The following is a 20,764-nucleotide window of genomic DNA, read 5'->3' on the forward strand; positions in this document are numbered from 1 at the left end:
GACCCGATGGACGACGGAACGAGGGCGCGCACGGCCCGGGCGAGCTCGACCGCGCCCCCGCCCGGACCGGACGCCGTCTCCGTGCACCCCGTCCTGCGGACGCTGCTGCGGATTCTGAGTCGGCTGCGGGCGGTCGACCGGCGGTGGCCTTGGCTTTTCGACGCCGTTGTGGTGGTGCTGGTCGCCGCCGCCGCGCCGCCGGATCTGCTGGCGCACAGTCCGGGGCATCCGGTGTCGCGGCCGGTGGGTGCCGGTCTGCCGGTCGGTGTGGTGCTGGGCATCGCGGCCGTGCTGGTCGTGCCGTTGTGGTGGCGGCGTCGTCATCCCGCTGCCGTGTACGGCAGTTGCCTTCTCGTGTGTCCGGTCATGTGGTCGTTGGGGCTGGGGCCCGCGGCAGCCGCCGTGCTGCTGATCGCTCTGTTCGATCTCGCCCTGCACGCCTCGCCGCGAGCGGTCGGCTGGGCGCTGTCGGTGACCGTGGTGGGGTGGGTGCTGATCGTGGTGACCGTGATCCCGGCGGCCAGTCCCGTGGCCTTTCTGATCCTGTCGGTCGGTACCGGCATCGGGGCCGTAGCCCTGGGCCTGACCTTCCGTGTCAGCCGGTTGTACCTGTCCGCGCTGCGGGACCGGGCCGCGTGGCTGGAGGTCGAACGGGACCAGCGCGTCCGGCTGACCGCGGCGGCGGAGCGTTCGCGGATCGCCCGCGAGATGCACGACATCGTCGGCCACAACCTGTCGGTCATGGTCAACCTCGCCGACGGCGCCGCCGTGCTCACCACCCGTGACCCCGGCCGCACCGAGCAGGCGCTCCATCTCATCGGCGACACCGGCCGGCAGGCGATGGACGAACTCCGGCGCGTGCTGGGGGTGTTGCGCGAATCCCCGGAACCGTCCCCGGAACAATCCCCTGAGCAGTCCTCGGAACAGCAGGACGCCTCGCGGTCACCGCAGCCTGGGGTGCGGGATCTGGAGACCCTGCTCGACCGGGTGCGTGCCGCCGGGCTGCCGGTGGCCTACCGCACCGTCGGCCCGGTCGACGGGCTGGGCCGCGGTGTGCAGCTCACGGTGTTCCGGGTGGTGCAGGAGGCCCTGACCAACACCCTCAAACACGTCGGCCCCGGTGCCACGGCCGACGTCACGGTCGCGGTCGAGGGTGGGCGGCTCCGCGTCCGAGTCGCCGACACCGGTGCGTCGGCGCGGAGACCGGCCCCCCGCCGGGACGGCGGGCACGGCCTCGTCGGCATCCGCCAACGGGCCGCGCTCTACGACGGCACCGTGACCATCGGACCACGCGAGGACGGCCAGGGCTGGACCGTGGACGTCCTGCTGGATCCGTCCGCCCCGGCCACCTCCGGAGAACCCACGCCATGACCACCGTCCTGATCGCCGACGACCAGCCGCTGCCCCGCATGGGCTTCCGGATGCTGCTCGACGGCTCCCCCGGCGTGAGCGTCGTAGGCGAGGCCGACAACGGCGCGCAGGCCGTGCGCATGGCGGCCGAACTGAGCCCCGACGTGGTCCTGATGGACGTACGGATGCCCGGTCTCGACGGCATCGAGGCCACCCGCCGCATCGTGGCGGCGGGCGGCCGTACCCGCGTGCTGATCCTGACCACCTTCGACCTCGACGAGTACGCCTACGCCGGGCTGCGCGCCGGGGCCAGCGGCTTCCTGCTCAAGGACGTCCGGCCGGCGGAACTCCTCGCCGGGATCCAGGCGGTCGCGACCGGTGACGCCGTGGTCTCCCCCCGGCTCACCCGCCGCCTGCTCGACGCCCACGCGCACGACGTCCTCGCGCCGGACGCCGGACCTCGTACGGACCCGCGCCTGGCGACGCTCACCGAACGCGAGCACGAGGTGCTCGTCGCCATCGGCACGGGCTGGACGAACGCGGAGATCGCCGAACGCTTCGTGCTGACCGAGTCGACCGTGAAGAAGCACGTCGGCCGGGTGCTGGCCAAGGTCGGAGCCCGGGACCGGATCCAGGCGGTCATCCTCGCCTACGACGCGGGGCTGGTCGCTCCCCGGAAGTGAGCGCCGGGCTGTTTGTAGAGCTTCAGCGGTACGCGGCTGATGACCGAGTCGAGGGAGGAGTCGTTCCGGCCGTCGGCCCAGGTGACGTAGGCGTACTTGTCGGTGAGCGTGATGCCCGACCAGCGGTCGCCGGGAGGGCCCGTCTCACCGACCGGCTCCGTGACGTGGTTGACCTGCACCGGGGCGCTGAAGGAGCGTCCGTGGTCGAAGGAGACGGCCGAGAACGCGTCGCCCGTGGTGGTCCGCCACATGACCCCCAGGTCGCCGTTCGCGCCGAAGTCGATCGCCGGCCGTACGGCACCCGGGGTGGGGATCGTCGCCGGGCCGGTCCAGGTCTTGCCGGCGTCCGGGGTGACGTAGACGTCCAGGGTGTTCGAGTCCCGGGGGACCATGACGGCGAACCGGCCGCGGTGGGAGGGGTCGGCCGCCACCCACGGGACGGGGTCGGCCGCCGCGCCCAGGCCCGGGGTCGGCACCAGGGAACCGGTGCCCGCCGCGACCGGGGCTCCCTTGCCGTCCTTGAGGGTCGTGTTCGTCCACGTTCTGCCGTCGTCGCGGCTGACGTGGAAGTTGACCGGCTGCCCCGCCTCCTGGGAGGCCGACACGAGGATCCCGCCGTAGACGGCGATCTCGCGGCCCGGGTAGCCGCACACGAGGGGGATGCCCGGTGCCACCTCGATGCAGGGCATCGGGCCCGGGATCACCCGTGAGTCGCTGCTGAAGGTCCGGCCGCCGTCCGCGCTGACGGAGACCGCGCTCGGGTACTCCCAGGCCGCCCCGGCGACGGCGTAGACCTTGCCGGTCGCGGCGTCCACCCGCATCTTCGGGGCCCCGCCGAGGAGCAGCGGTGTGGACACCGGGTCGGTCCAACTCCGGCCGCCGTCCGTGGACTTGGCGACCTGGTTGTGGTTGACGAGGTTCGCGGCCAGGCCCGAGCTGACCTGGTTGTTGTCCACGTAGACGGTGCCCTTCGCGTCGAACTGCACGCTCGGCTCACCGCACTTGGGCGCCGCCGTGCCCAACGGCCATGGCACCCGGGTCCAGTTGTCGCCGCTGTCGTTCGAGTAGGCGAGGAAGCAGCCGCCGTCGACCGGCTCCAGGGCGGGCGACGGCGGGAAGATCGTCGAGACGAAGACGAGGTTCTTCGGGTTTCTCGGGTTGACGGCGACAGTGGGCTGGCCTTCCTTGGTGCCCGGCAGGTCGGTGACGTCGACTTCGTGGATGGCCGCGTCGCCCGCGCCGTTCGGCGAGGCGACCGCGGCGGGTGATCCGTACGTCAGGAACAGTGCGGCAAATGCCGCCGCGCTCAAGGCAGTTGAGGACTTTCTGATCAGCACCATGCGAGCAGGCTAGGAAGGCCGGCTGCCGGGTGCGTGGGACCACGGGAGACAGTTGGCCCGACGGACTGGTACCGCGGTACGCCCGGCCCGGAAGACCGCCCGGCTACGGCCGTTGGGCCGGTCGCGGCGCGGTCAGGTCACCCACGTCACCCATGCCACCCACGTCACCCATGCGCCCCATGTCGACCCTGTCGAGCAGCAGCATGGCGTCGTGGTCGGGGCTGCCGGGCTCGGCGGTGTAGACGCCGATGCGCTGGCCGGGGGTTCCCTCGATGTGCAGGGACTGGGAGACGAGGGTGAGCGTGCCGACCTGGGGGTGGTGGAAGGTCTTGTGGGCCGGTTTGCGGCCGGTGACCTCGTAGCGCTCCCAGAGTCCGGCGAAGTCGGGGCTCTTGAGGAGGAGTTCGCCGACGAGGTTGGTGAGGTCGGGTGCGTCGGGGGCGGTGCCGGCGATGGCGCGCAGACGGGCGACGCAGGTGGTGATCTGCCGTTCCCAGTCCTCGAAGAGGTCGCGGGCCGCGGGGTGCAGGAAGAAGTAGCGGGCCAGGTTGCGCTGCTTGACCGGCCAGTCCTCCAGGCCCGCGTAGAGGGCGAGGCCGCCGGGGTTCCAGGCCAGCAGGTCCAGGCTGCGGCTGATGACGTACGCCGGGTTCGGGCGGAGGGACTCCAGCAGCAGCTTGAGGTGGGGGCGGACCGTGCGGCTGGGCGCGGGCGGTGGTTCGGGGGCGTAGCGGGCGGCTCGGGCGGCGAGTTCGCGCAGGTGCTGGTGCTGCTGGTCGTCCATGTGCAGGGCGCGGGCGAGCGAGTCGAGGACGGCGGGGCTGGGGCGGGTCTCCTTGCCGCGCTCCAGACGCACGTAGTAGTCGATGCTGATGCCGGCGAGCGTGGCCAGTTCCTCACGGCGCAGCCCGGGGGTGCGGCGGATGCCCGCGCCGACGGTGAGGCCGACGTGGCCGGGGCTGGTCTGGGTGCGGCGGGCACGCAGGAAGCGGCCCAGCTCGGCGCCCTCGCTGTGCGCGCTCTCGGTTGCCATACGTCCAGTCTCGCCCCGCTCCCCACCCGAGGCGCAGGCGGGAGGGGGGCCCTGTCGTTACCCCTGAAGAGCCCGCCCTGCCACACCATGGCGATCCGGGCGAAGGTGAAGGGGAAACACGCCGCGACGGACCGGAGAGGGCGACATGCACTACATCAAACTGCGTGACCTGGAGGTTTCCCGGATCGGCCTCGGCGCGATGGGCATGTCCCACGGCTACACCGGCTCCGGCACCGACGACGCGGAGTCGATCAGGACCGTGCACCGGGCCCTGGAGCTGGGGGTCACCCTCATCGACACCGCCGAGATCTACGGCCCCTACACCAACGAGGAGCTGATCGGCCGGGCGCTGCGGGGCCGTAGGGACAAGGCGGTGCTGGCCACGAAGTTCGGTCTGGTCTCGCACGCCGGTGCGGGCGCCTGGAACCAGGACTCCAGCCCCGCCAACGTTCGTGCCGCCGTCGAGGGCTCCCTCAAGCGGCTGGGCACCGACCACATCGACCTGTACTACCAGCATCGCGTCGACCCGAACACACCGATCGAGGAGACCGCGGGCGCGGTGGGCGAGCTGATCGCCGAGGGCAAGGTGCGCGCGTTCGGCCTCTCGGAGGCGGGCCCGGACACGATCCGGCGCGCGCACGCCGTCCAGCCGGTCACGGCGGTGCAGTCGGAGTACTCCCTGTGGACCCGGGGGATCGAGGACCGCGTCCTGCCCGTCCTGCGGGAGCTGAACATCGGCCTGGTGCCGTTCTCCCCGCTGGGCCGCGGCTTCCTGACGGGCACCATCCGCTCCACCGACCAGTTCGACGACTCCGACTTCCGGCGCGACAACCCGCGCTTCAGCGGCGAGAACTTCGACCGCAACCTCGCCCTCGCCGACGAGGTGAAGGCCCTGGCCACCGAGGTCGGCGTCACCCCCGCGCAGATCGCGCTGGCCTGGCTGCTCGCCCAGGGCGACGACATCGCCCCGATCCCCGGCACCAAGCGGGTCGGCCGCGTCGAGGAGAACACCGCCGCCGACGCCGTCACGCTCACCGCCGAGCAGCTCGACAAGCTCGGCAGCCTGCCGCCCGCCGCGGGCGACACCCACACCGAGGCCCAGGCGCGGATGCTCGAACGCTGATCGTCCGCCCACCATCTGGAGTAACCCCTGTCATGCGTGCAGCAGTGATGTACGGAGCCGGCGACGTCCGCGTCGAGAACCGGCCCGACCCGAAGATCGTCCGGCCCGCCGACGCCGTGGTCCGCGTCGTCGCCGCCTGCGTGTGCGGCAGCGACCTGTGGCCGTACGGGGCGATGCCCGCCGTCGACACCGGCCGCCCGATGGGACACGAGTTCCTCGGGGTCGTGGAGGAGACCGGCGCGGACGTGACCGGCCTGCACGCCGGTGACCTGGTCGTCGCCCCGTTCACGTACAGCGACAACACCTGCGACTACTGCGCCAGGGGCCTGCAGATCTCCTGTCGCAACGGTGGTCGCTACGGCTTCGCGGGCGTCGACGGCGGACAGGGCGAGGCCGTCCGCGTCCCGTATGCGGACGGCACCCTGGTGAAGCTCCCGGTGGCCGCCGACTCGACCCTCCTCCCGTCCCTGCTGGCCCTGTCGGACGTGATGACCACCGGCCACCACGGCGCGGTCACCGCGGGCGTCGGCCGCGGCGACACGGTGCTCGTCGTCGGCGACGGCGCGGTCGGCCTGTGCGCGGTGATCGCCGCCCGGCGGCTGGGCGCCGAACGGATCGTGCTCGCGGGCCGCCACGAGGAACGCACCGGCCTGGGCCGCGAGTTCGGGGCCACCGACGTCGTCGCCGAACGCGGCGAGGAGGGCGTCGCCCGCGTCCGCGAACTGACCGGCGGCGGCGTGGACAAGGTGATCGAGGCGGTCGGCACCCGCCCGAGTCTGGACACCGCGCTCGGCGCGGTCCGGGACGGCGGCACCATCAGCCGGCTCGGCTTCCCGCAGTACGAGGAGGGCCCGATCGGCCCGGCCCCCTTCATGCGCAACATCACCCTGACCGGCGGCGCGAGTCCCGCCCGCGCCTACATCGAGGAACTGCTGCCCGAGGTCCTGGACGGCACGATCACCCCCGGCCGGGTCTTCGACCGCACCTTTCCCCTGGACCAGACCCCGGCCGCGTACCGGGCGATGGCCGACCGCGAGGTGCTCAAGGCCCTGATCACCCCGTGACCGCGCTCAGCCCTTCAGCAATGCCCTTCAGCAATAAGGACACCCCCCCATGCACCACGTGACCTTGAACAACGGCGTCGAGATGCCGCTCCTCGGCTTCGGCGTCTACCAGATCCCCGCCGAGGACACCGAACGCGCCGTCTCCGACGCCCTCGCCGCCGGCTACCGCCTCCTCGACACCGCAGCCGCCTACGGCAACGAAGAGGCCGTAGGCAGAGCGATCAAGTCCGCCGGCCTCCCGCGCGAGGAACTCTTCGTCACCACCAAACTGTGGATCCAGGACGCCCCCGCCGAGGACAACACCCGCCGCGCCTTCGGGACCTCGCTCGACAAGCTGGGCCTGGACCACCTCGACCTCTACCTGATGCACCAGCCCTTCGGCGACGTCTACGCCCAGTGGCGCGCCATGGAGACCCTCAACCAGGAGGGCCTGGCCAGGGCGATCGGCGTCGCCAACTTCTACCCCGACCGGCTGCTCGACCTGATCGCCAACAACGAGACCGTGCCCGCCGTCAACCAGATCGAGACCCACCCGTTCTTCCAACGCGCCGACTACCAGGCCCTGATGAGCGGACACGGCGTACGGATCCAGTCCTGGGGCGGCTTCGCCGAGGGCAGGAACGACCTGTTCACCAACCCGCTGCTGACCGAGATCGGCGAGGCACACGGCAAGTCGGTCGCCCAGGTCGTGCTGCGCTGGCTGACCCAGCGCGGAGTCATCACCATCCCCAAGTCCGTACGGCCCGAACGGATGGCGGAGAACATCGACGTCTACGACTTCGAGCTCACCGACGACCAGTTGGCGCGGATCGCGACCTTGGACACCGGCAGCTCCCTGTTCTTCGACCACCACGACCCGGAGATCGTCACCTGGCTCGCGGGGCGCCGCCTCGACGCGTGACCGCGGTGCCGATGGGCGTCGGTCAGGACGATCGCGGTGGCCTGGCGTCCCGGACGGCGCGGCGGGACGCACCAACCCGTCGTACGGGCACCTGGCTGATGGGCTGTCTCGGGTCGCCGCGTTCCAGACGGGTCCCCCAGGCGCGGACCTGCGCCCGGTCGGCGTGGACGGGGTTCCAGAGACGTACCGTGTCGGTGGCCGTGACCTCGTGCGTACGACCCCGGACGCCCCGCAGCAGCCACCGGCCGCCGGGGCCGCGCACGGGCCGCCCCGTGAAGGTGCCGTCGGTGGTGTCCGCCTCCCAGACCAGGGCCTGGGCGAGAGGCCTGGCGACATCGTGGTCGAGCCAGCGGGTGCCGAACTCCTCACCGGTCAACGCGCTGCCGGTGGCGAGGAGTTCGGCGAGGGCGCCCCGCTCGCGATCGGCCTGCGCGGCGAGACGCGGGAGCCGTAGCCGCAAAGCGGTCAGCTCCAGGACGTACATCCCGTTGAGGTGACGCATCCCGTACGACGTCACCGCCTGCCCCCGGTCGGTGCGGACCTCCATACCGACGGAGCCGTCCGGGTGCACGGCCAGGCGGGCCGTGTGGAAGTGGAGATACACCTCGCGGGCTCCTTCGGGCAGGAACTCGTCGGCGATCGAATCCAGGGCGGCGCGTGCCGCGGTGGCCGCCTCGGGCGGCAGTCCTGACAGTGCCCGGCGGTGCCGTCCCAGTCCCGGCATCCCGGCCGCGGCGCTCAGGGCGGTGACACCCGCCCGCACCGGGAGAACGTCCCGCTCATGAACGCCCGGAAGCCGCCGGTCGCGGCTGCGGCCCAGGACCTGCGCGGCCACCAGCCCGATGAGGGCCGGGTCCCCGGTGAGGCAGGCCGCCCAGGCGGCTCCGGCCAGGAGCTTCGCCTGGTCGAGGACGAACGCCTGCCTGCTGAGCTCCGATTCGGTCATACGGTCGTCGGGACGGCTCGTGTCCATGCGCAGCAGGGCGCCGACGACCTCGGGAGCGACCGTGAGCAGCTCCAGCCGCTCACGGACCTGCCCGAGCCAGGACTGGGTAGGGCGGTAACTGTCGAGGGTGAGCAGCACCGCGAGCAGGTCCAGCACACCGGGTTCGAAGACCAGCGTGCCCAGTTCGGTCAAGGCCCGGTTGCTGCCGTTGTCCCCGCCGGGGAGCACCTGCGGCAGGCGCTTGAGGACCTCGCGGTCGTACGGCAGGTCCAGCAGGTCGGCGGCCTCCTCGACGGAGAGATGCCAGCGGCACTGCTCGAAGCGGGCCGAGCCGTGGTCGTCGAGGGCGCCCAGCAGGACGGCCCGCAACCGAGGCCGGTAACGGGCCCGTTCGGACGGCTCCCGCTCCCGCACGGCGGCGAGCGGCAACCCCAGGCAACGGCACACCCGGTGGAACCCGTGGGGGATGCGGTCGGGGACGCGAGGGGAGTTCGGGTCGGGGTTGGGGTCGGGGTTGTGCTCGAACTCCGGCAGGGCGAGGTCGAGCAGTTGCTCGGCCTCCTCGGCGGACCAGCCGCAGGCGTGCCGCGTCAGCGCGGCCTCCAGGCAGATGTCGGCCCGGGTGTCGTGCGGGTCGCTCAGCAACGCCAGCCCCAGCCGTCGGCGGTCCCGGGGTTCGAGGGAGTCGACGAGACGGTGGCTGTGGCTCCACTGGGAGGGGGCGACCGGGGCCAGGACGATGCCGCGCCGGACCTCCTCGCCCACCCTCGGACGCTGCCCGAGGTCACGGAGTCGCGCCCGTGCCGCGGCCTTCCTCAACGCCGCGGGCAGCGGCGGCACCACGGCATCGTTCCGGACCCGATGGGGAAACGACCGGTCTCTCACCCACCACGGCCACATCGGCCCCACCTCCGTGGAGGTGCCCTTCCCCACCCGGTGCCGGAATATCCTCGCCGGCTGCTCGTCCCTGTGACCAACTGGCTTGGGTGGCAAGGTGGTTGGGGGCCGCGGTGGCCAGAGACGGACGGGCTCGACGTGCCGGCGATGTGGCGTTTGCTCATCCCGGAGTAAGGGTTCCGGACCACGGGTACAGGGCGTTGCATGGGGGAGTTTGCGTGGGGGCTGGAGTCCGCACGGGTCGCCGAAGTGCTGGTGGCACGGACGGACTCGCTGCCCGGACGGCGCGGCTCCGGTTACCGGGTGGCAGACGCGTATGTGCTGACCGCGGCCCATGTCATCGCAGACCCAGCCGCCTCTGTACGGGTGCGGTTCGGCGCCGACCAGCCGGGGGAGTGGAGTTCGCCGGCCCGCAGCGTGCTGCTCGCTGAGACCGCCGACGTGGCGCTTCTTGAGCTGACTGATGTCCCCGACGCCCATCGCCATGTTCGGCCGCCTCGCTATGCGGCCGTCCCCGACAGCCCCGTCACGCTCTCCTTCACGGCGGTCGGCTTCCCGCGCTTCAAGCTCCGCAGGGGTGCCTCGGCCGCTCCCGACGACGGCTCGCCGAGCCAGTACCGCGACACCTGCCATCTCTCGGGCACCATCTCCGTCCTCTCCAACCGCCGCGAGGGCACCCTCGAACTCGCCGTTCTCGCCCCGGCCGGCGCACCGGAACCGGGCCGTTCCCCTTGGGAGGGCATGTCGGGTGCCGCCGTGTGGTGCGACGGGGCGTTGACCGGGATGGTGAGCGCCCACCATCTGGCGGACGGACTGGGGAGGTTGGCGGCGGTGCGGGTGGAGCGGTGGTATGCGGCGTTGTCCACGGTCGAGTTGGCACTGTTGGCCCAGCACGCGGGCCTGCCGCCTCTTGACGAGCTGAGTCCGGCCGACGGTCCTGCCGGGCCCGTCCCGCTGCTGTCCCGCCTGCCTTCCGACGTACCGCTGCGCGACCTGGCGGAGCTGGTCGACGCGCTGACCGAACTCCCCACCCTGCGCAGCCCCGGAGGCATGGCTCTGGTCCTGGAGAGCATCAGCTCGCAGATAGCCGCGAACAGCCCCCGTGATCCCCGGCTGCGGATGGACATCTTCGGTATCGTCCGAACCTGTCTCCGCTATCCGGGCACCCTCGACCAACTGCTGGAGGCGGTGCGCCTGTTCGAGGGACCGTCGAGCACGCGGGAGAGCGTGGACCGCGCGGCGGAGAGACTGGCCAGAGGCCGCCACTGACCACCGGGCAGTGAGAGGCTGACTCGATCTCGTGTCACGGCCGACAGGCAGGGTTTCCCCCATTGGCCCGTTGAGTCATGATGGTTGAAGGACCGGGACCGCCGACTCATGCGCATGGGAGGGGACTTGGCAGCCGTGGAGGAAACGATGCCTGCCGTCGAGTCCGGTCTCGTCGATCTCTCGGGAGTCTCTTTTGAGGCGCTGCGCTCCATGGACGACATGGCCGTCATCGAGTCGCTGTGCGACCTGCTGCGGTACATCGACGGCCCGAAGGCCATCACGGTGTCGTACAACCCTCCCCGCTCCGACTGACTCGACCGAGGGGACCGGCAGGGTGCGGTGGAGGTCGCGTGGCCATTGACGCCACGACATCGAGGAGCCGTCTGCCCTTCCATCGGCTTTCGGCTGCCGGAGCCCTGGCACTCGCGCGGGGCGAGGGCGACGCCGCAGCGGTGGGCGAACTGCTCGGCGCGGAGCGCAGCCGCCGCCTCCTGTTGCTGCGTGCCCTGGACGACGGACTCGCCCACGACCTCCCGGACGAGGGCACGACCATGCCGTACGCCGAAGCGTGGGAGTTGCTGGAGCGCGTCCAGCGGCAGGCACCCGAGGTGTTCGAGAGCGTTCTGATGGCTCCGACCACCGGCATGTGGGTGTCCCTCACTCTGCGTCGGATCAGAGGCCGGTCATACGAGGACTCCCCGCTGTGGGTGGTCGCCGGATATCTGACCGCGCTCGCCGCCGCCGCCGGGATTCGGGCTGGCCTGGAATTCGAGATCACCGTTCCCGTACGGCGCGGCCTGGTGCAGTTGCCGACAATCGGTTGCGCCCTGCTTCCGACGTCGGAGACCTGGAGCACGGCACGGGTTGTGGCGGGCGCGGGCCGGGTACGCATCGCGGGCGCGGACGGCGAGGCCGAGGTCGATCCGGTACGGGACGGGCGCGGGCCGGCGTGGCTTCCGGTACGTCGGCTGAGGCTCGGCACCGGCGCGTCCGCGAAGGAACTCGTGCTGGACGAACTCGATCCCTACCGCACCTACCCTGGGCCGAGTGAACCCTGGCTGCTGTCCGCGGAGGAGGCGGCGGAGTGGGAATCGTTGCTCACCGAAGCCTGGAAGATGCTGCTGCGCGACGCACCGGTGAGCGCCGAGGCGATGCGGCTGGGGCTGACGTCGGTCGCGCCCACCTCGACCAGAGAAAGGTTTCGGCCGTATAGCGGGACGGCCGGCGACGCCTTCGGCGGAGTCACCGCGTCCCGTCCGCACGACCCCGCGCAGCTCGCCGCGACTCTGGTGCACGAGTTCCAGCACACGAAGCTGGGCGGGCTGATGCATTTGGGGGCACTGAGCGAACCTGCCACCGACGGTCGGCTGTTCTATGCCCCCTGGCGTGACGACCCCCGTCCGCTGAGTGGCCTGATGCAGGGCATCTATGCCTTCCACGGTGTGACCCGTTTCTGGCGTACTCACCGGTATGCCGTCGACGCCGTCCACGCGCCCATGGCCCACTTCGAGTTCGCGCTGTGGCGCACCCAGGTGTGGGACGCGCTGAGCCAGGTGCGTGACGGCGACGGCCTGACCCCTCTCGGTCGGCGTGTCCTGGAACAACTGGGGGAGTGTCTGGAGCGATGGCTGGAGGACGAGGTGCCGACGGCTGAGCTGAGGCTGGCCGAGGAGGCCGCCGCGGACCACCGTGCTCGCTGGCGCACCCACCATCTGCGGCCACCCGCCCGTGTGGTGGAGCAGGCCGCACAGGCCTGGCAACGTGGCGACAAGCGTCCCCCAGCCGCGCTTCAGGACGCGAAGCCCTTGGTCGTCCCGGACACCGAGGTGCGGCTCCTGGACGGCGCGGCAGTTCTGGCCAGACACGTCCTCACCGACCCCGACGGCCACTGGAGGCACTTCGCCGGCGCGGGCGGCGTGGAGGGCGCGGACGAGGCCGACGTCCTACTCGCCTGCGGTGACCGGGCCGCGGCCTTCGCCGCCTTCGCGGCCCGGCTGTCCGCCAAAGGTGCCCCGGTCGTCGCCTGGGTGGGTCTGGGCCGCTCCCTGCCGCCGGACCAGGCTCCCGCCGCCCGGCTCCTGCTCCGTTTTCCGGAACGGGCCCGCGCTGTCCAGGACGCCTTGGAAGTGATGACGGGCAGGGGAGCCGACCCGGTGCGGCTGGCGGCCTGGCTGGCGGACGGGGACAGGACACGGCGTAGCTCAGTGTGAGCGGCGGGATTCTTCGACCGGCGGGACAGCTCCGTGTATCGGCCCGAGCGCGAGCCGGTCGCGGAGCCCCCGTGTACGTCGCCTCCTCACAGCGGCAGCGGGTCGATGTCGCAGTTGGCCCGCTCACCTTCCCTGAACTGCACGGTGGCCGGGTGCGGAGTGCTCGATCCGCGCTGCAGACGGGGGTCGTCGAGGGCGCGTTCCATACGCTCCAGGGTGTCCTCGCGCAGCGCGCTGCCCTGCTCCTCGGCGCCGGTCGCGATGAGGTCGAGGGCCAGGTTCCCGGCGCAGGCCAGGGTGGTGGGGTGGTCCTCGCCGAAGGTGATCCGGCACAGTTCGAGCGTGGCCTCGCCGCTGCGCCGAGCGTCCTCGTGCCTGCCGAGCGCGGCCAGGTCGCTGGCGAGGTTGACGGCGCAGACCACGGCCAGCGGATGGCCCTCGCCGAGCCGGTCGGTGAGGGAGACCAACGCCGCTTCGTCCAGGCGGTGCGCCTCCTCGGCCATACCGAGCAGCCGCAGTGTGACGGCGAGGTCGACGTCCGCCGACAGGACGTGCGGGTGGCGCGGGTCGTAGACCTGCCGGTATCCCTCGCAGACCTTGACACCGCGGGTCCGGGCCGCCTCCAGGTCGCCGGTCTGGCGCAGTGCGACCGAGAGAGTCAGCGCGGCGGCCAGCGAGAGGGGATGTGCCTCGGGGTAGCGGCGCCCGAACTGGGCGTGTGCGTCGGTTGCCAGTTCGAGCGAGCGCGCATGGTCGCCCTCTTTGCGGCAGGACTCGCTCAGCTGGCGCACAGCCTCGATCGTGGAGGGGTTGTCGAGCCCGAACGCCTCCCGGTACGCGTCCTGGACGGACTCGTGCAGCTCGCGCGCGCCCACGTAGTCACCCGTCTCGCGCACATCGATCGCCAGGTTGTACTCGGTGATCAGGATCCGTCGGTCGTCCTCGCTGAACAGACGGCGTTTCAGGTCCAGTGTGCGGCGGTCGAGCTCCAGGGCCTCGCGGAACTCACCGGTCAGGCGCAGGCTCACCCCGACGTTGTGGGCGATGTTGAGCGTGGTCGGGTCGTCCTCGCCGAAGGCCCTGCGTGCCCGCTCGTAGGCGATCCGGTCCAGTTCGGCGCCGGAAGCGAATCTGCCCTCGGCGCGGCGTACGGCGGCTTCGAACTGAAGCGCGTCGAGCGCGTCCTCACGGTTGTCGTCACCGTCGGCGGGAGCGGTTCGCTCGTAGACCCGCTTGAGATGGGCCGCCAGTCGGGCCGCTTCGTCGAACTTGCCGACCGCCCAGGTCACGAAGCCCAGCCACTGCCCCATCAGGAGCGTCTGCTGGTCCTCCTCGCCGAAGATGTCGCGCCACACGTCCCAGGCCTGTTCGGAGAACTCCAGCGAGAGCTCGTGGTCGCCCCAGTAGTACAGGTACTTGGCGATGTTCCGCACCAGCTGGCGTACCCAGGGCTGGTCGGACTTGATGGCCTCGGAGGCGATGACATGGCTGTAGAGCTCCGCGTACCGGGACCAGCTCGTCGGGTCGGCGGGAGCCTTCGGGTCGGAGGCGGCCATCAGGGTATGGGCGCCTTGGCGCATACGGGAGCGCTCCTCTGAAGACATGCGGTTCTGCAGGACGAGTTGGACCAAGCGGTGCATCTCAAGGGAGTTCGTCCGGTGGTCTATGCGTGCGAGCGAGTAGCGGTTCACTTCCCTTATCGCGCGTGACAGCCTCATCGGGTCGTTCAGCGCCGCGTCGAGTGCCGGAGAGATGCGGCTGTTGCCCAGGCCGGAGAAGATCGACCGGGAAATGGGGTCCGGGGCGAAGTAGGAGCACATCTGGAGCAGTTGCAGCGCGGCCGGGCTGCCCGTCTCCAGGTGGTCCAGGGAGACGTTCCACGCGGCTGCGACGGGCAACTGGTAGTCCGGCGGCGGCGCGACTTCAAGCAGTTCCACACGCTTGCTCTCGAACAGGCGCAGGTACTCGGAGGCGGGCATACCGGTCTCCGCCCGCCACGCCGCGGCTTGTTCCAGGGCCAAGGGCAGGTCGCCCAGCGCCTCGGCAAGCGCGTCGGCCTCCACGTCCTCCAGCGGCGGACCGGAGCGGCGCAGGAGTTCCTTGCTCTCCTCACGCGAGAACACGTCCACTTCGAGCGAGCGGCCGACCTGGCCCCAGCGTCGGTTGCGGGAGGTGACGAGAATGGTGCCGTCGCCGCCCGGGGGAAAGTAGTGGCGGACCTGTTCCGGGCTGTCGGCGTTGTCGAAGATCAGCAGCCAGCGGTCGTACGGCCGTCCCTCGCGCAGCGCTTCCCGAACAGCGGGGATCGCGATGTTGGCCTCGGCCGAGGTGACCAGCCCGAGCCGCTGGGCCAGCTCCACCAGGGCCTGGGCGACCTGGCCGGGTCGCTCCGCGGGGATCCACCACACGACGTCGTACTCGCTCTGATGGCGGTACGCGTACTCGATGGCCAGCTGGGTCTTCCCGACGCCGCCCATACCGTGCAGTGCCTCGGGCAGCACCGCGGTCGTGCCCTCGCGCAGACGCTGGTCGAGCAGCTCCAACAGGTCTGCTCGGCCGGTGAAGTTGAAGTTGCGCGGCGGTAGATTCCCCCAGACGCGTGGCTGTGCAGTACGGTCCCCCTCCACGCGCTGGGTTGTTGTAGACATGCGGGACGCTCCTTCGGATGCGGTCGGGGGAGGGGACGCGGTATCACGACCGTTCCCGGCCGTGGGTGTGACGGATGGTGTGCTCGCGATCCGTTCTTGTGGGCTTTCGTCCAGGTTGGCGGCATGGCGTCGATCGTGCTTGCTCAGTGCCTCCTCAAGCAGTGCCGCGCGCTGTGCGTACCTGCCCGACAACGCGCGCAGAGCGGTCAGCTCCACGCGCAGGAAAGCGCCATTACGGTGGGTGACGCCGGGCATTGCCCCGCTGTCCAGCGGCGCCGCCGGGGACGGAAGAAGATCGCTGGTCGCCGGGTCCCCTGCAAACAACGCGCGAATCTCGCGCAGGATGCGGGCGGTGTCGCTGCGTCGGCCCAGTGCGAGCAACTCCGCGCGGATGCCCGAAGCGAAGCTGTAGATCAGATCCGCCGGGCCCTCGCCGTCCGTTCGGGTGAGCCGGACCAGGTCGCTCATCAGCAACTCGGAGACATGGACCGGACCCGTGTCCGGGGTGGTGGCGACGACCGCGCGGATGGCCGGCAGGCTCAAGGGAGCCGCGGCCAGCCGGGTCGCCAGCGCGAACGCGGTAGGGCTGGCGGCGGCGCGGAAGTCGGAGACGCGTGCCATGGCGGGCAGCGTGCCGCGTGCGTCGGGCGCGCTCTCGGCCCAGGGCAGCGCGCGTGCCGCGTCCGGCCGGCGCTTCCACTCCCGCGCCTGGATCGCGGACAGATCCAGCCACTCGGGTTGTGGTCCTGTAACCAGACGGAGCAGTGCCTTGGCCCAGCGATCGGTGAAGGCGAGCACTGGTACGAGCACCGGGGTGGCCTCGGACTCGGCGGGCTCCTCCGAAGCGACCCGGGTGTCCCGCTCCCGCCATGTCCAGTCGTTGTTCGGCGCCCATGCGTGGGGAGCGCGGATCTGGACACGGCAGACGTCGAGGCCAGTGCGATACCACAGATGCTGGGGGAGCAGGTGTACCAGGGCGACCGGGCATGAACGGCCCCAGTTGTGCAGCAGCGGTTCCAAGGTCCGTAGCCGCCAGCCGGCTGCCAGTCCGTCGGTAAGGACCAGTACCAGCCGACGTCCGTTCGAGGAACCGGTCCTGAGGGGATTCCTCTTGGTCACCCGCGCCGGGTCCGTCTCGTCGGATCCCCGCAGGGGCACCACACGCACCCGGACGAAATCCCCGGCCCGCCGTAACTCCTCCGCGAGGTCGTCGACGAGCTCGGTCCACACCCTCATGGACGGATATGTATCGACGACGAGGACCGCCTCGGCGGGCTCGGATCCGTCCGGTTGCCCCAGACGGCTCAGGACATGGGCCACCTCACGCCGAGCCCGGGCTGTCTGTGCCGGTCGTTGACCGTCGTCATCGTGCATGAGGGCTCTCAATCCGTCGGTGTGACGGCGTGAGGGGAGCGGAGTCGCGCAGACCCCGGGTATGCGTGACATCCACGAGTGAAGCCTTGCAGTCCATTTGGTTCCTGAACAAGCACGGCGAGTCCACGGACGGGTTCATGCAACGCGCGTGCAAGAGCACACTAATGGCGGGGGGATCCGGGTGGAACCGGTTCGGGGCGAGGGGCGCGCACTGGTTCATCTCCCCGGCGCGAAGGCGCCTCCCGGGGGCGCGTCGGCACTCTCCGGATGCATGAGAACTCATCTTTTGTCGCACCCCCTTTCGCCGGTGACCTGTACGAGCGCTGGGTTTACTGCTGCACCGAAGTGTGGTCGGGCCCCGGCGGCCCCGGTCTGCGCTCCGGGTCGTCGAACAGGATCGCCAGATGGCGTCCCACGTGGTTGTCCCATCCCTCCGGTCCCTTGGCCAGGGCCGCGCCGCGCCATCTTTCGAACCATTCCTCCAGGCTGCCCAGGGCCCGTTCCTGGAGGATCTCGGAGACAGCTTCCTTGAAGGCGGGGTCGGAACAGTCACCGCGGTGCCAGATCATCGCGGGTATACCGGCTCGTAAGCCGGCCATGAACTCCTGCCGACTGGTGGTGGAATCACCGCCCGGAGGTTCGCTGAGCACCAGACAGACCGTTCTTTTGTCCGCCTTCAGCAGCCGCTCCAGATGGAACTGCGAGTCACCCCGGCGGCTCTGGTGCACCCTGCTTTCCGCCGGCTTCTCGTTCAGCTGGTCCCACTTGTTGTGCCAGGGCCGGTGCCAGGCGGCTCTGCGCAGCCGCTCGAAGCTCCGCAAAACGATCTTGTAATCCATTGCCAGAGGCGTGGGGGAGTCCGAGCGGGACTCCTTCTGCCACCACTCGACCGGCTCGTCGAGCAGTTCCCACGGCAGGATGAACTCAAGGACGATCGGCTGGCGCAGATCCGACCAGCGTTCCTCGGTCTGCTCGATGAGGTTCTCGACTTCCGAGGGCAGTGCGTCGCGGCGCAGATGCAACGTCTCACCCGGGACGGGATGCCAGCCCTCTGTGTCCGACTGCCACCAGTGGGAGAGAAAGTACGCGCCGGGATCGACGCCGTCCGGCTCAAGTTGGATCATGAGATATGCGTCCGACACCACCGAGAGCGGCTCCCTGACATGCCACTCGGCCATCAGGTCTTCCGTCTTCGACATCCGGGCCAGCGTGCGGATCCAGCGGCGCACGTGCTCGGCGGCCTCAGGCTTGCCCTCGTCCATGAGCCTGCGTGCGGCCAGGGCGAGGAATGCCAGGCTCACCGGCGGCTCGTCGGTCGCCGAGTTGTTGCCCGCCAGGTGGAGGAACACCGCCCAGCCGGTGTCGCACCGTGGAGGCAGTTTCTGAATGCGTGAGCTGCTGGCCTGACGGGCGAGCCCCGTCATCTCGGACGGCGACCGCATCTCCTGCAGGATGGGCTGCAAGGGGTGCAGATCGGTCCATTCGAAGAAGTTGGCGGCTTCCCATTCGTCCACCAGGCGGCCCAGGGCGTTGACCGAGGTGGTCCTCTGTTCCAAGTACTGCAGACACCGCAGCAGGCAGGGCATTCCGTCCGGGAAGTCGGCGCAGAAGTTGACGAGTTGGAGCAGCCAAGGGCGCAGGACCTCGCCCCGCGTGAACTCCACCGGGGAACCGAGTTCCTGGCCGAGCATGGTCACGAGCAGGTTGATGCTGGTCGGATGCCGCACGGTGTCCGACTCCTGCAGCACGGTGACGACATCGGCCTTCAACTCGTTCATGACCCGCGCTGCGTTGCGCCGCCCCTCCACCCCCGTGACCTCCCGATCGCCGCCTGCTGTCATCGAGCTCGACCTGATGGTGCCGACCCAGGGTACGGCGCCGCGTACTGTCCGTCAGGATGTTGATGAGCCGCATACCGCACTATTGGTGCCTCGTCCTCAGCGCTCGCCCTCCTCTTCGTCTCCCACGATGTGCACACTCTGTTGACTGCCGTCCGGAGCGATCAGCTTGGGGTGCAGCGTGAGATGGACGCGATGGGTCTGCGAGGACTCCCGCTGTCCGTCGACCCCGGCTTCGACGACCCAGAACCGAACTTTCCCGCCCGCCCCGCCGCGGCGGCCGACGGCGACGGTCGCCTCTATCTCCACGGGACCGAGTTCGAACCGCACGGGCCCCGGTGCTCCGTCCGCCAGCGCGGCGTTGAGCTCCTGGCGCAACTCCCTTACCAATTCAGCAAGTTCAATCAAAAGGCCCTCCCGAAGGGGAAACTACCCGGCTTCGAGGGCGACCATCCGCGGCGGAATCTCGCCACAGGTCACCCGCCCCATGAAGACGATTCGAGACCACTCGGTGGCCGGGGCAGGTCGATCGGCGACGGACGCCTCGGCGCTACGCCTTTGACCGACTTTGTGCGATCTTCCGCCAGAGGTGGTCGCCGAAGCAGGAGAGGTCGCCAACTCCGGGCCTCGGCCCCCGTGTTCACCGTTCGACCGCCACAACGGTGACGTCCAATGCGCTCGAAAGCGCGCTGCGATGGTGAGTGCCGCCGCACGTGCTCCGCGAGCCCGGTTCGAGGAAACGTGCGAGGCCATCACGAGCCTGCTCGGGTTCGAAGAGCTCTGATGCAGGCTCTCGGGAGCGGCGCAGGCCAGGGACCACCCGGGACTGCTGCCAAGCGTGGTTGTCAGTGCCCGGCCCTAGTGTGCCCGCGTGACGACATTTCGATCCGGCTTCACGCTGTGGAAAATGGTCCGGACGGCACGGGAACTCACTGAGGATGCGCGCGTCCGGGAGCGCGTCGACGCGGTGCTGGACATCATGGGCGGCCTTGGCGGGACATACGGCAAGGGCAGACCCCTGGTGAACGCCTTGGAGGATGTGGCCCAAGAGCCCATCCTCCAGGGAGACTTCGCATTGGCCCAGCGTCTTCAACGCGTCGCGGCCTATGCCGGTGGTGAGCTGTTCCTCGACATCCTGGAGCACCACTACGACGACGAAGCTCGGCAGCGCGGCGAGGAGCACATGCGGAGGATGGCCGCCCTGGGGGCCGACAGGGCGGTCGCCGCTCTGGACGTCCTGTGCCGTGACAAGCCCGACGCAAGCGCCGCCGACGCCCGTGACCTGTTCCGCGGCATAGCCCAGTCCGTCGACTACCTGAGCCTCGGGGACGGGGAAGGAGGGATCCGGCTCTCCGCCAAGGAGGCGAGGCGACTCCAGGAATACGGCACATGGAAATGGTTCTCCGCAGCCTGCCTCGGCCCGCCTCCGCCGAGGCCGCACGGATGATGAGCGACATCCTGGCCGATGTCGATGCGGGCATGCTGGCCCAGTTGCTCGAACCGAGGGCCAGGCAGGTCGGCTTGGCTGCCCTGCGTGCCGCGGTGGAGGCACCGGACAGCTCCGAGAGCACCCTCCACGCCTGTCTGAAGAACCAGGAGTGGATCTTCGGCGGGGCTACGTGGCTGAGCTGGCACGCCGGCAGTACACCTCGGACACCATCCTCGACATCCCTCTCCTGCGCGGCGACGGCTCCCTCCACGTGGTGGAACTCAAGCGCGCCAACATCAAGGACCTGGTCATACGACGCTCCGGCCACCTCATGCTGGGCGCCCCGGCGCACCGAGCGGTCCCCCAGGCGCAGAACTACCTCCGGGCCATGGACGAGAACCGCCCGGGCATCCTGGCCGAACACGGAGTCGACATCCGCCGGGCGTCGGCGACGGTCGTGATCGGACACCCGCGGTACGTGACCGGAGGCGTCACGTCCCAGGAGATCGCGGAGACGCTGCGGACCTACAACACACACCAGTCGCGCATAGAAGTGATCACGTACGAGACCCTGCTGGATTCGGCCGCCCGCATGCTGGCCCTGTCATCGGCACGTCAGGACGCAGACCCCGACCCGGAAGAGGAGCCCGCCCCATGAA

At 70.4% G+C, this 20,764-nt stretch carries 16 protein-coding genes; 10 read left to right on the plus strand and 6 right to left on the minus strand.

Going from position 1 to position 20,764, the window contains the following annotated elements:
* Window positions 1-6 precede the first annotated feature (6 nt).
* A complete protein-coding gene (locus tag ACIBJH_RS21480; protein ID WP_399118431.1) occupies window positions 7-1,371 on the plus strand; it encodes a sensor histidine kinase in 1,365 nt (454 codons plus the stop codon).
* Window positions 1,368-2,033, plus strand: a complete 666-nt coding sequence (locus tag ACIBJH_RS21485) for a response regulator (protein WP_399118432.1) — start codon at window positions 1,368-1,370, stop codon at window positions 2,031-2,033. The genes ACIBJH_RS21480 and ACIBJH_RS21485 overlap by 4 nt, the downstream gene beginning before the upstream one ends.
* Here ACIBJH_RS21485 and ACIBJH_RS21490 read toward each other — a convergent pair.
* On the minus strand, window positions 2,000-3,373 hold the full coding sequence (locus ACIBJH_RS21490) for a sialidase family protein (RefSeq protein WP_399118433.1): 1,374 nt from the start codon (window positions 3,371-3,373) through the stop codon (window positions 2,000-2,002). The two genes, ACIBJH_RS21485 and ACIBJH_RS21490, sit on opposite strands and share 34 nt — an antisense overlap.
* Window positions 3,374-3,476: 103 nt before the next feature.
* Complete coding sequence (locus tag ACIBJH_RS21495; RefSeq protein ID WP_399118434.1) at window positions 3,477-4,406, minus strand: helix-turn-helix transcriptional regulator; 930 nt, start codon at window positions 4,404-4,406, stop codon at window positions 3,477-3,479.
* Between the two features lie 145 nt (window positions 4,407-4,551).
* Here ACIBJH_RS21495 and ACIBJH_RS21500 point away from each other — a divergent pair, with 145 nt between their 5' ends.
* Genes ACIBJH_RS21500 through ACIBJH_RS21510 form a run of 3 tightly spaced genes read left to right on the plus strand, consistent with a single transcriptional unit; the run spans window position 4,552 to window position 7,494 of the window.
* The gene (locus tag ACIBJH_RS21500) at window positions 4,552-5,529 is read left to right on the plus strand and encodes an aldo/keto reductase (protein WP_399118435.1); all 978 of its coding nucleotides are present in this window, start codon (window positions 4,552-4,554) and stop codon (window positions 5,527-5,529) included.
* A 32-nt stretch (window positions 5,530-5,561) separates the two neighbouring features.
* Window positions 5,562-6,593, plus strand: a complete 1,032-nt coding sequence (locus tag ACIBJH_RS21505; RefSeq protein ID WP_399118436.1) for a zinc-binding dehydrogenase — start codon at window positions 5,562-5,564, stop codon at window positions 6,591-6,593.
* A gap of 49 nt (window positions 6,594-6,642) precedes the next feature.
* Window positions 6,643-7,494 (plus strand): aldo/keto reductase, encoded by an 852-nt coding sequence (locus ACIBJH_RS21510; protein WP_399118437.1) that lies wholly within the window; start codon window positions 6,643-6,645, stop codon window positions 7,492-7,494.
* Window positions 7,495-7,516: 22 nt separating this feature from the next.
* Here the strand turns inward: ACIBJH_RS21510 and ACIBJH_RS21515 are convergent, their stop codons facing one another.
* Window positions 7,517-9,205, minus strand: coding sequence for a DUF4132 domain-containing protein (locus tag ACIBJH_RS21515; protein ID WP_399118438.1), 1,689 nt, complete (start codon window positions 9,203-9,205; stop codon window positions 7,517-7,519).
* 336 nt (window positions 9,206-9,541) lie between these two features.
* Here ACIBJH_RS21515 and ACIBJH_RS21520 point away from each other — a divergent pair, with 336 nt between their 5' ends.
* From ACIBJH_RS21520 to ACIBJH_RS21530, 3 genes are all read left to right on the plus strand, one after another.
* Window positions 9,542-10,606 (plus strand): trypsin-like peptidase domain-containing protein, encoded by a 1,065-nt coding sequence (locus ACIBJH_RS21520; protein ID WP_399118439.1) that lies wholly within the window; start codon window positions 9,542-9,544, stop codon window positions 10,604-10,606.
* A gap of 147 nt (window positions 10,607-10,753) precedes the next feature.
* A complete protein-coding gene (locus ACIBJH_RS21525) occupies window positions 10,754-10,918 on the plus strand; it encodes a hypothetical protein (RefSeq protein WP_399118441.1) in 165 nt (54 codons plus the stop codon).
* A 38-nt stretch (window positions 10,919-10,956) separates the two neighbouring features.
* On the plus strand, window positions 10,957-12,816 hold the full coding sequence (locus ACIBJH_RS21530; protein ID WP_399118442.1) for an aKG-HExxH-type peptide beta-hydroxylase: 1,860 nt from the start codon (window positions 10,957-10,959) through the stop codon (window positions 12,814-12,816).
* 86 nt (window positions 12,817-12,902) lie between these two features.
* Here the strand turns inward: ACIBJH_RS21530 and fxsT are convergent, their stop codons facing one another.
* From fxsT to ACIBJH_RS21545, 3 genes are all read right to left on the minus strand, one after another.
* Window positions 12,903-16,910: an FxSxx-COOH system tetratricopeptide repeat protein gene (fxsT, locus tag ACIBJH_RS21535; RefSeq protein ID WP_399118443.1), complete on the minus strand. Its 4,008-nt coding sequence runs from the start codon at window positions 16,908-16,910 to the stop codon at window positions 12,903-12,905.
* Window positions 16,911-17,167: 257 nt separating this feature from the next.
* Entirely contained in the window at window positions 17,168-18,616 is a 1,449-nt protein-coding gene (locus tag ACIBJH_RS21540) for a hypothetical protein (RefSeq protein ID WP_399118444.1), read from the minus strand.
* A gap of 159 nt (window positions 18,617-18,775) precedes the next feature.
* Window positions 18,776-19,084: a trypco2 family protein gene (locus ACIBJH_RS21545; protein WP_399118445.1), complete on the minus strand. Its 309-nt coding sequence runs from the start codon at window positions 19,082-19,084 to the stop codon at window positions 18,776-18,778.
* A gap of 463 nt (window positions 19,085-19,547) precedes the next feature.
* Between ACIBJH_RS21545 and ACIBJH_RS21550 the strand changes: the two genes are divergently transcribed.
* Both ACIBJH_RS21550 and ACIBJH_RS21555 read left to right on the plus strand, forming a co-directional pair.
* Window positions 19,548-20,123 carry a hypothetical protein gene (locus ACIBJH_RS21550; RefSeq protein ID WP_399118446.1) on the plus strand — a complete coding sequence of 192 codons (576 nt, stop codon included), beginning with the start codon at window positions 19,548-19,550 and terminating at the stop codon, window positions 20,121-20,123.
* Between the two features lie 172 nt (window positions 20,124-20,295).
* The gene (locus ACIBJH_RS21555) at window positions 20,296-20,763 is read left to right on the plus strand and encodes a Shedu anti-phage system protein SduA domain-containing protein (RefSeq protein ID WP_399118447.1); all 468 of its coding nucleotides are present in this window, start codon (window positions 20,296-20,298) and stop codon (window positions 20,761-20,763) included.
* Window position 20,764 lies beyond the last annotated feature (1 nt).

It is taken from the genome of Streptomyces sp. NPDC050548, assembly GCF_044457385.1.
Lineage (GTDB): Bacteria > Actinomycetota > Actinomycetes > Streptomycetales > Streptomycetaceae > Streptomyces.

Bases quoted from the DNA above. Each gene is read 5' to 3' on its own strand.
- ACIBJH_RS21505 (WP_399118436.1), top strand. From the start codon at position 5,562: ATGCGTGCAGCAGTGATGTACGGAGCCGGCGACGTCCGCGTCGAGAAC.
- ACIBJH_RS21500 (WP_399118435.1), top strand. From the start codon at position 4,552: ATGCACTACATCAAACTGCGTGACCTGGAGGTTTCCCGGATCGGCCTC.
- ACIBJH_RS21485 (WP_399118432.1), top strand. From the start codon at position 1,368: ATGACCACCGTCCTGATCGCCGACGACCAGCCGCTGCCCCGCATGGGC.
- fxsT (WP_399118443.1), bottom strand. From the start codon at position 16,910: ATGTCACGCATACCCGGGGTCTGCGCGACTCCGCTCCCCTCACGCCGT.
- ACIBJH_RS21510 (WP_399118437.1), top strand. From the start codon at position 6,643: ATGCACCACGTGACCTTGAACAACGGCGTCGAGATGCCGCTCCTCGGC.
- ACIBJH_RS21495 (WP_399118434.1), bottom strand. From the start codon at position 4,406: ATGGCAACCGAGAGCGCGCACAGCGAGGGCGCCGAGCTGGGCCGCTTC.
- ACIBJH_RS21540 (WP_399118444.1), bottom strand. From the start codon at position 18,616: ATGAACGAGTTGAAGGCCGATGTCGTCACCGTGCTGCAGGAGTCGGAC.
- ACIBJH_RS21525 (WP_399118441.1), top strand. From the start codon at position 10,754: ATGCCTGCCGTCGAGTCCGGTCTCGTCGATCTCTCGGGAGTCTCTTTT.
- ACIBJH_RS21480 (WP_399118431.1), top strand. From the start codon at position 7: ATGGACGACGGAACGAGGGCGCGCACGGCCCGGGCGAGCTCGACCGCG.
- ACIBJH_RS21520 (WP_399118439.1), top strand. From the start codon at position 9,542: ATGGGGGAGTTTGCGTGGGGGCTGGAGTCCGCACGGGTCGCCGAAGTG.
- ACIBJH_RS21490 (WP_399118433.1), bottom strand. From the start codon at position 3,373: ATGGTGCTGATCAGAAAGTCCTCAACTGCCTTGAGCGCGGCGGCATTT.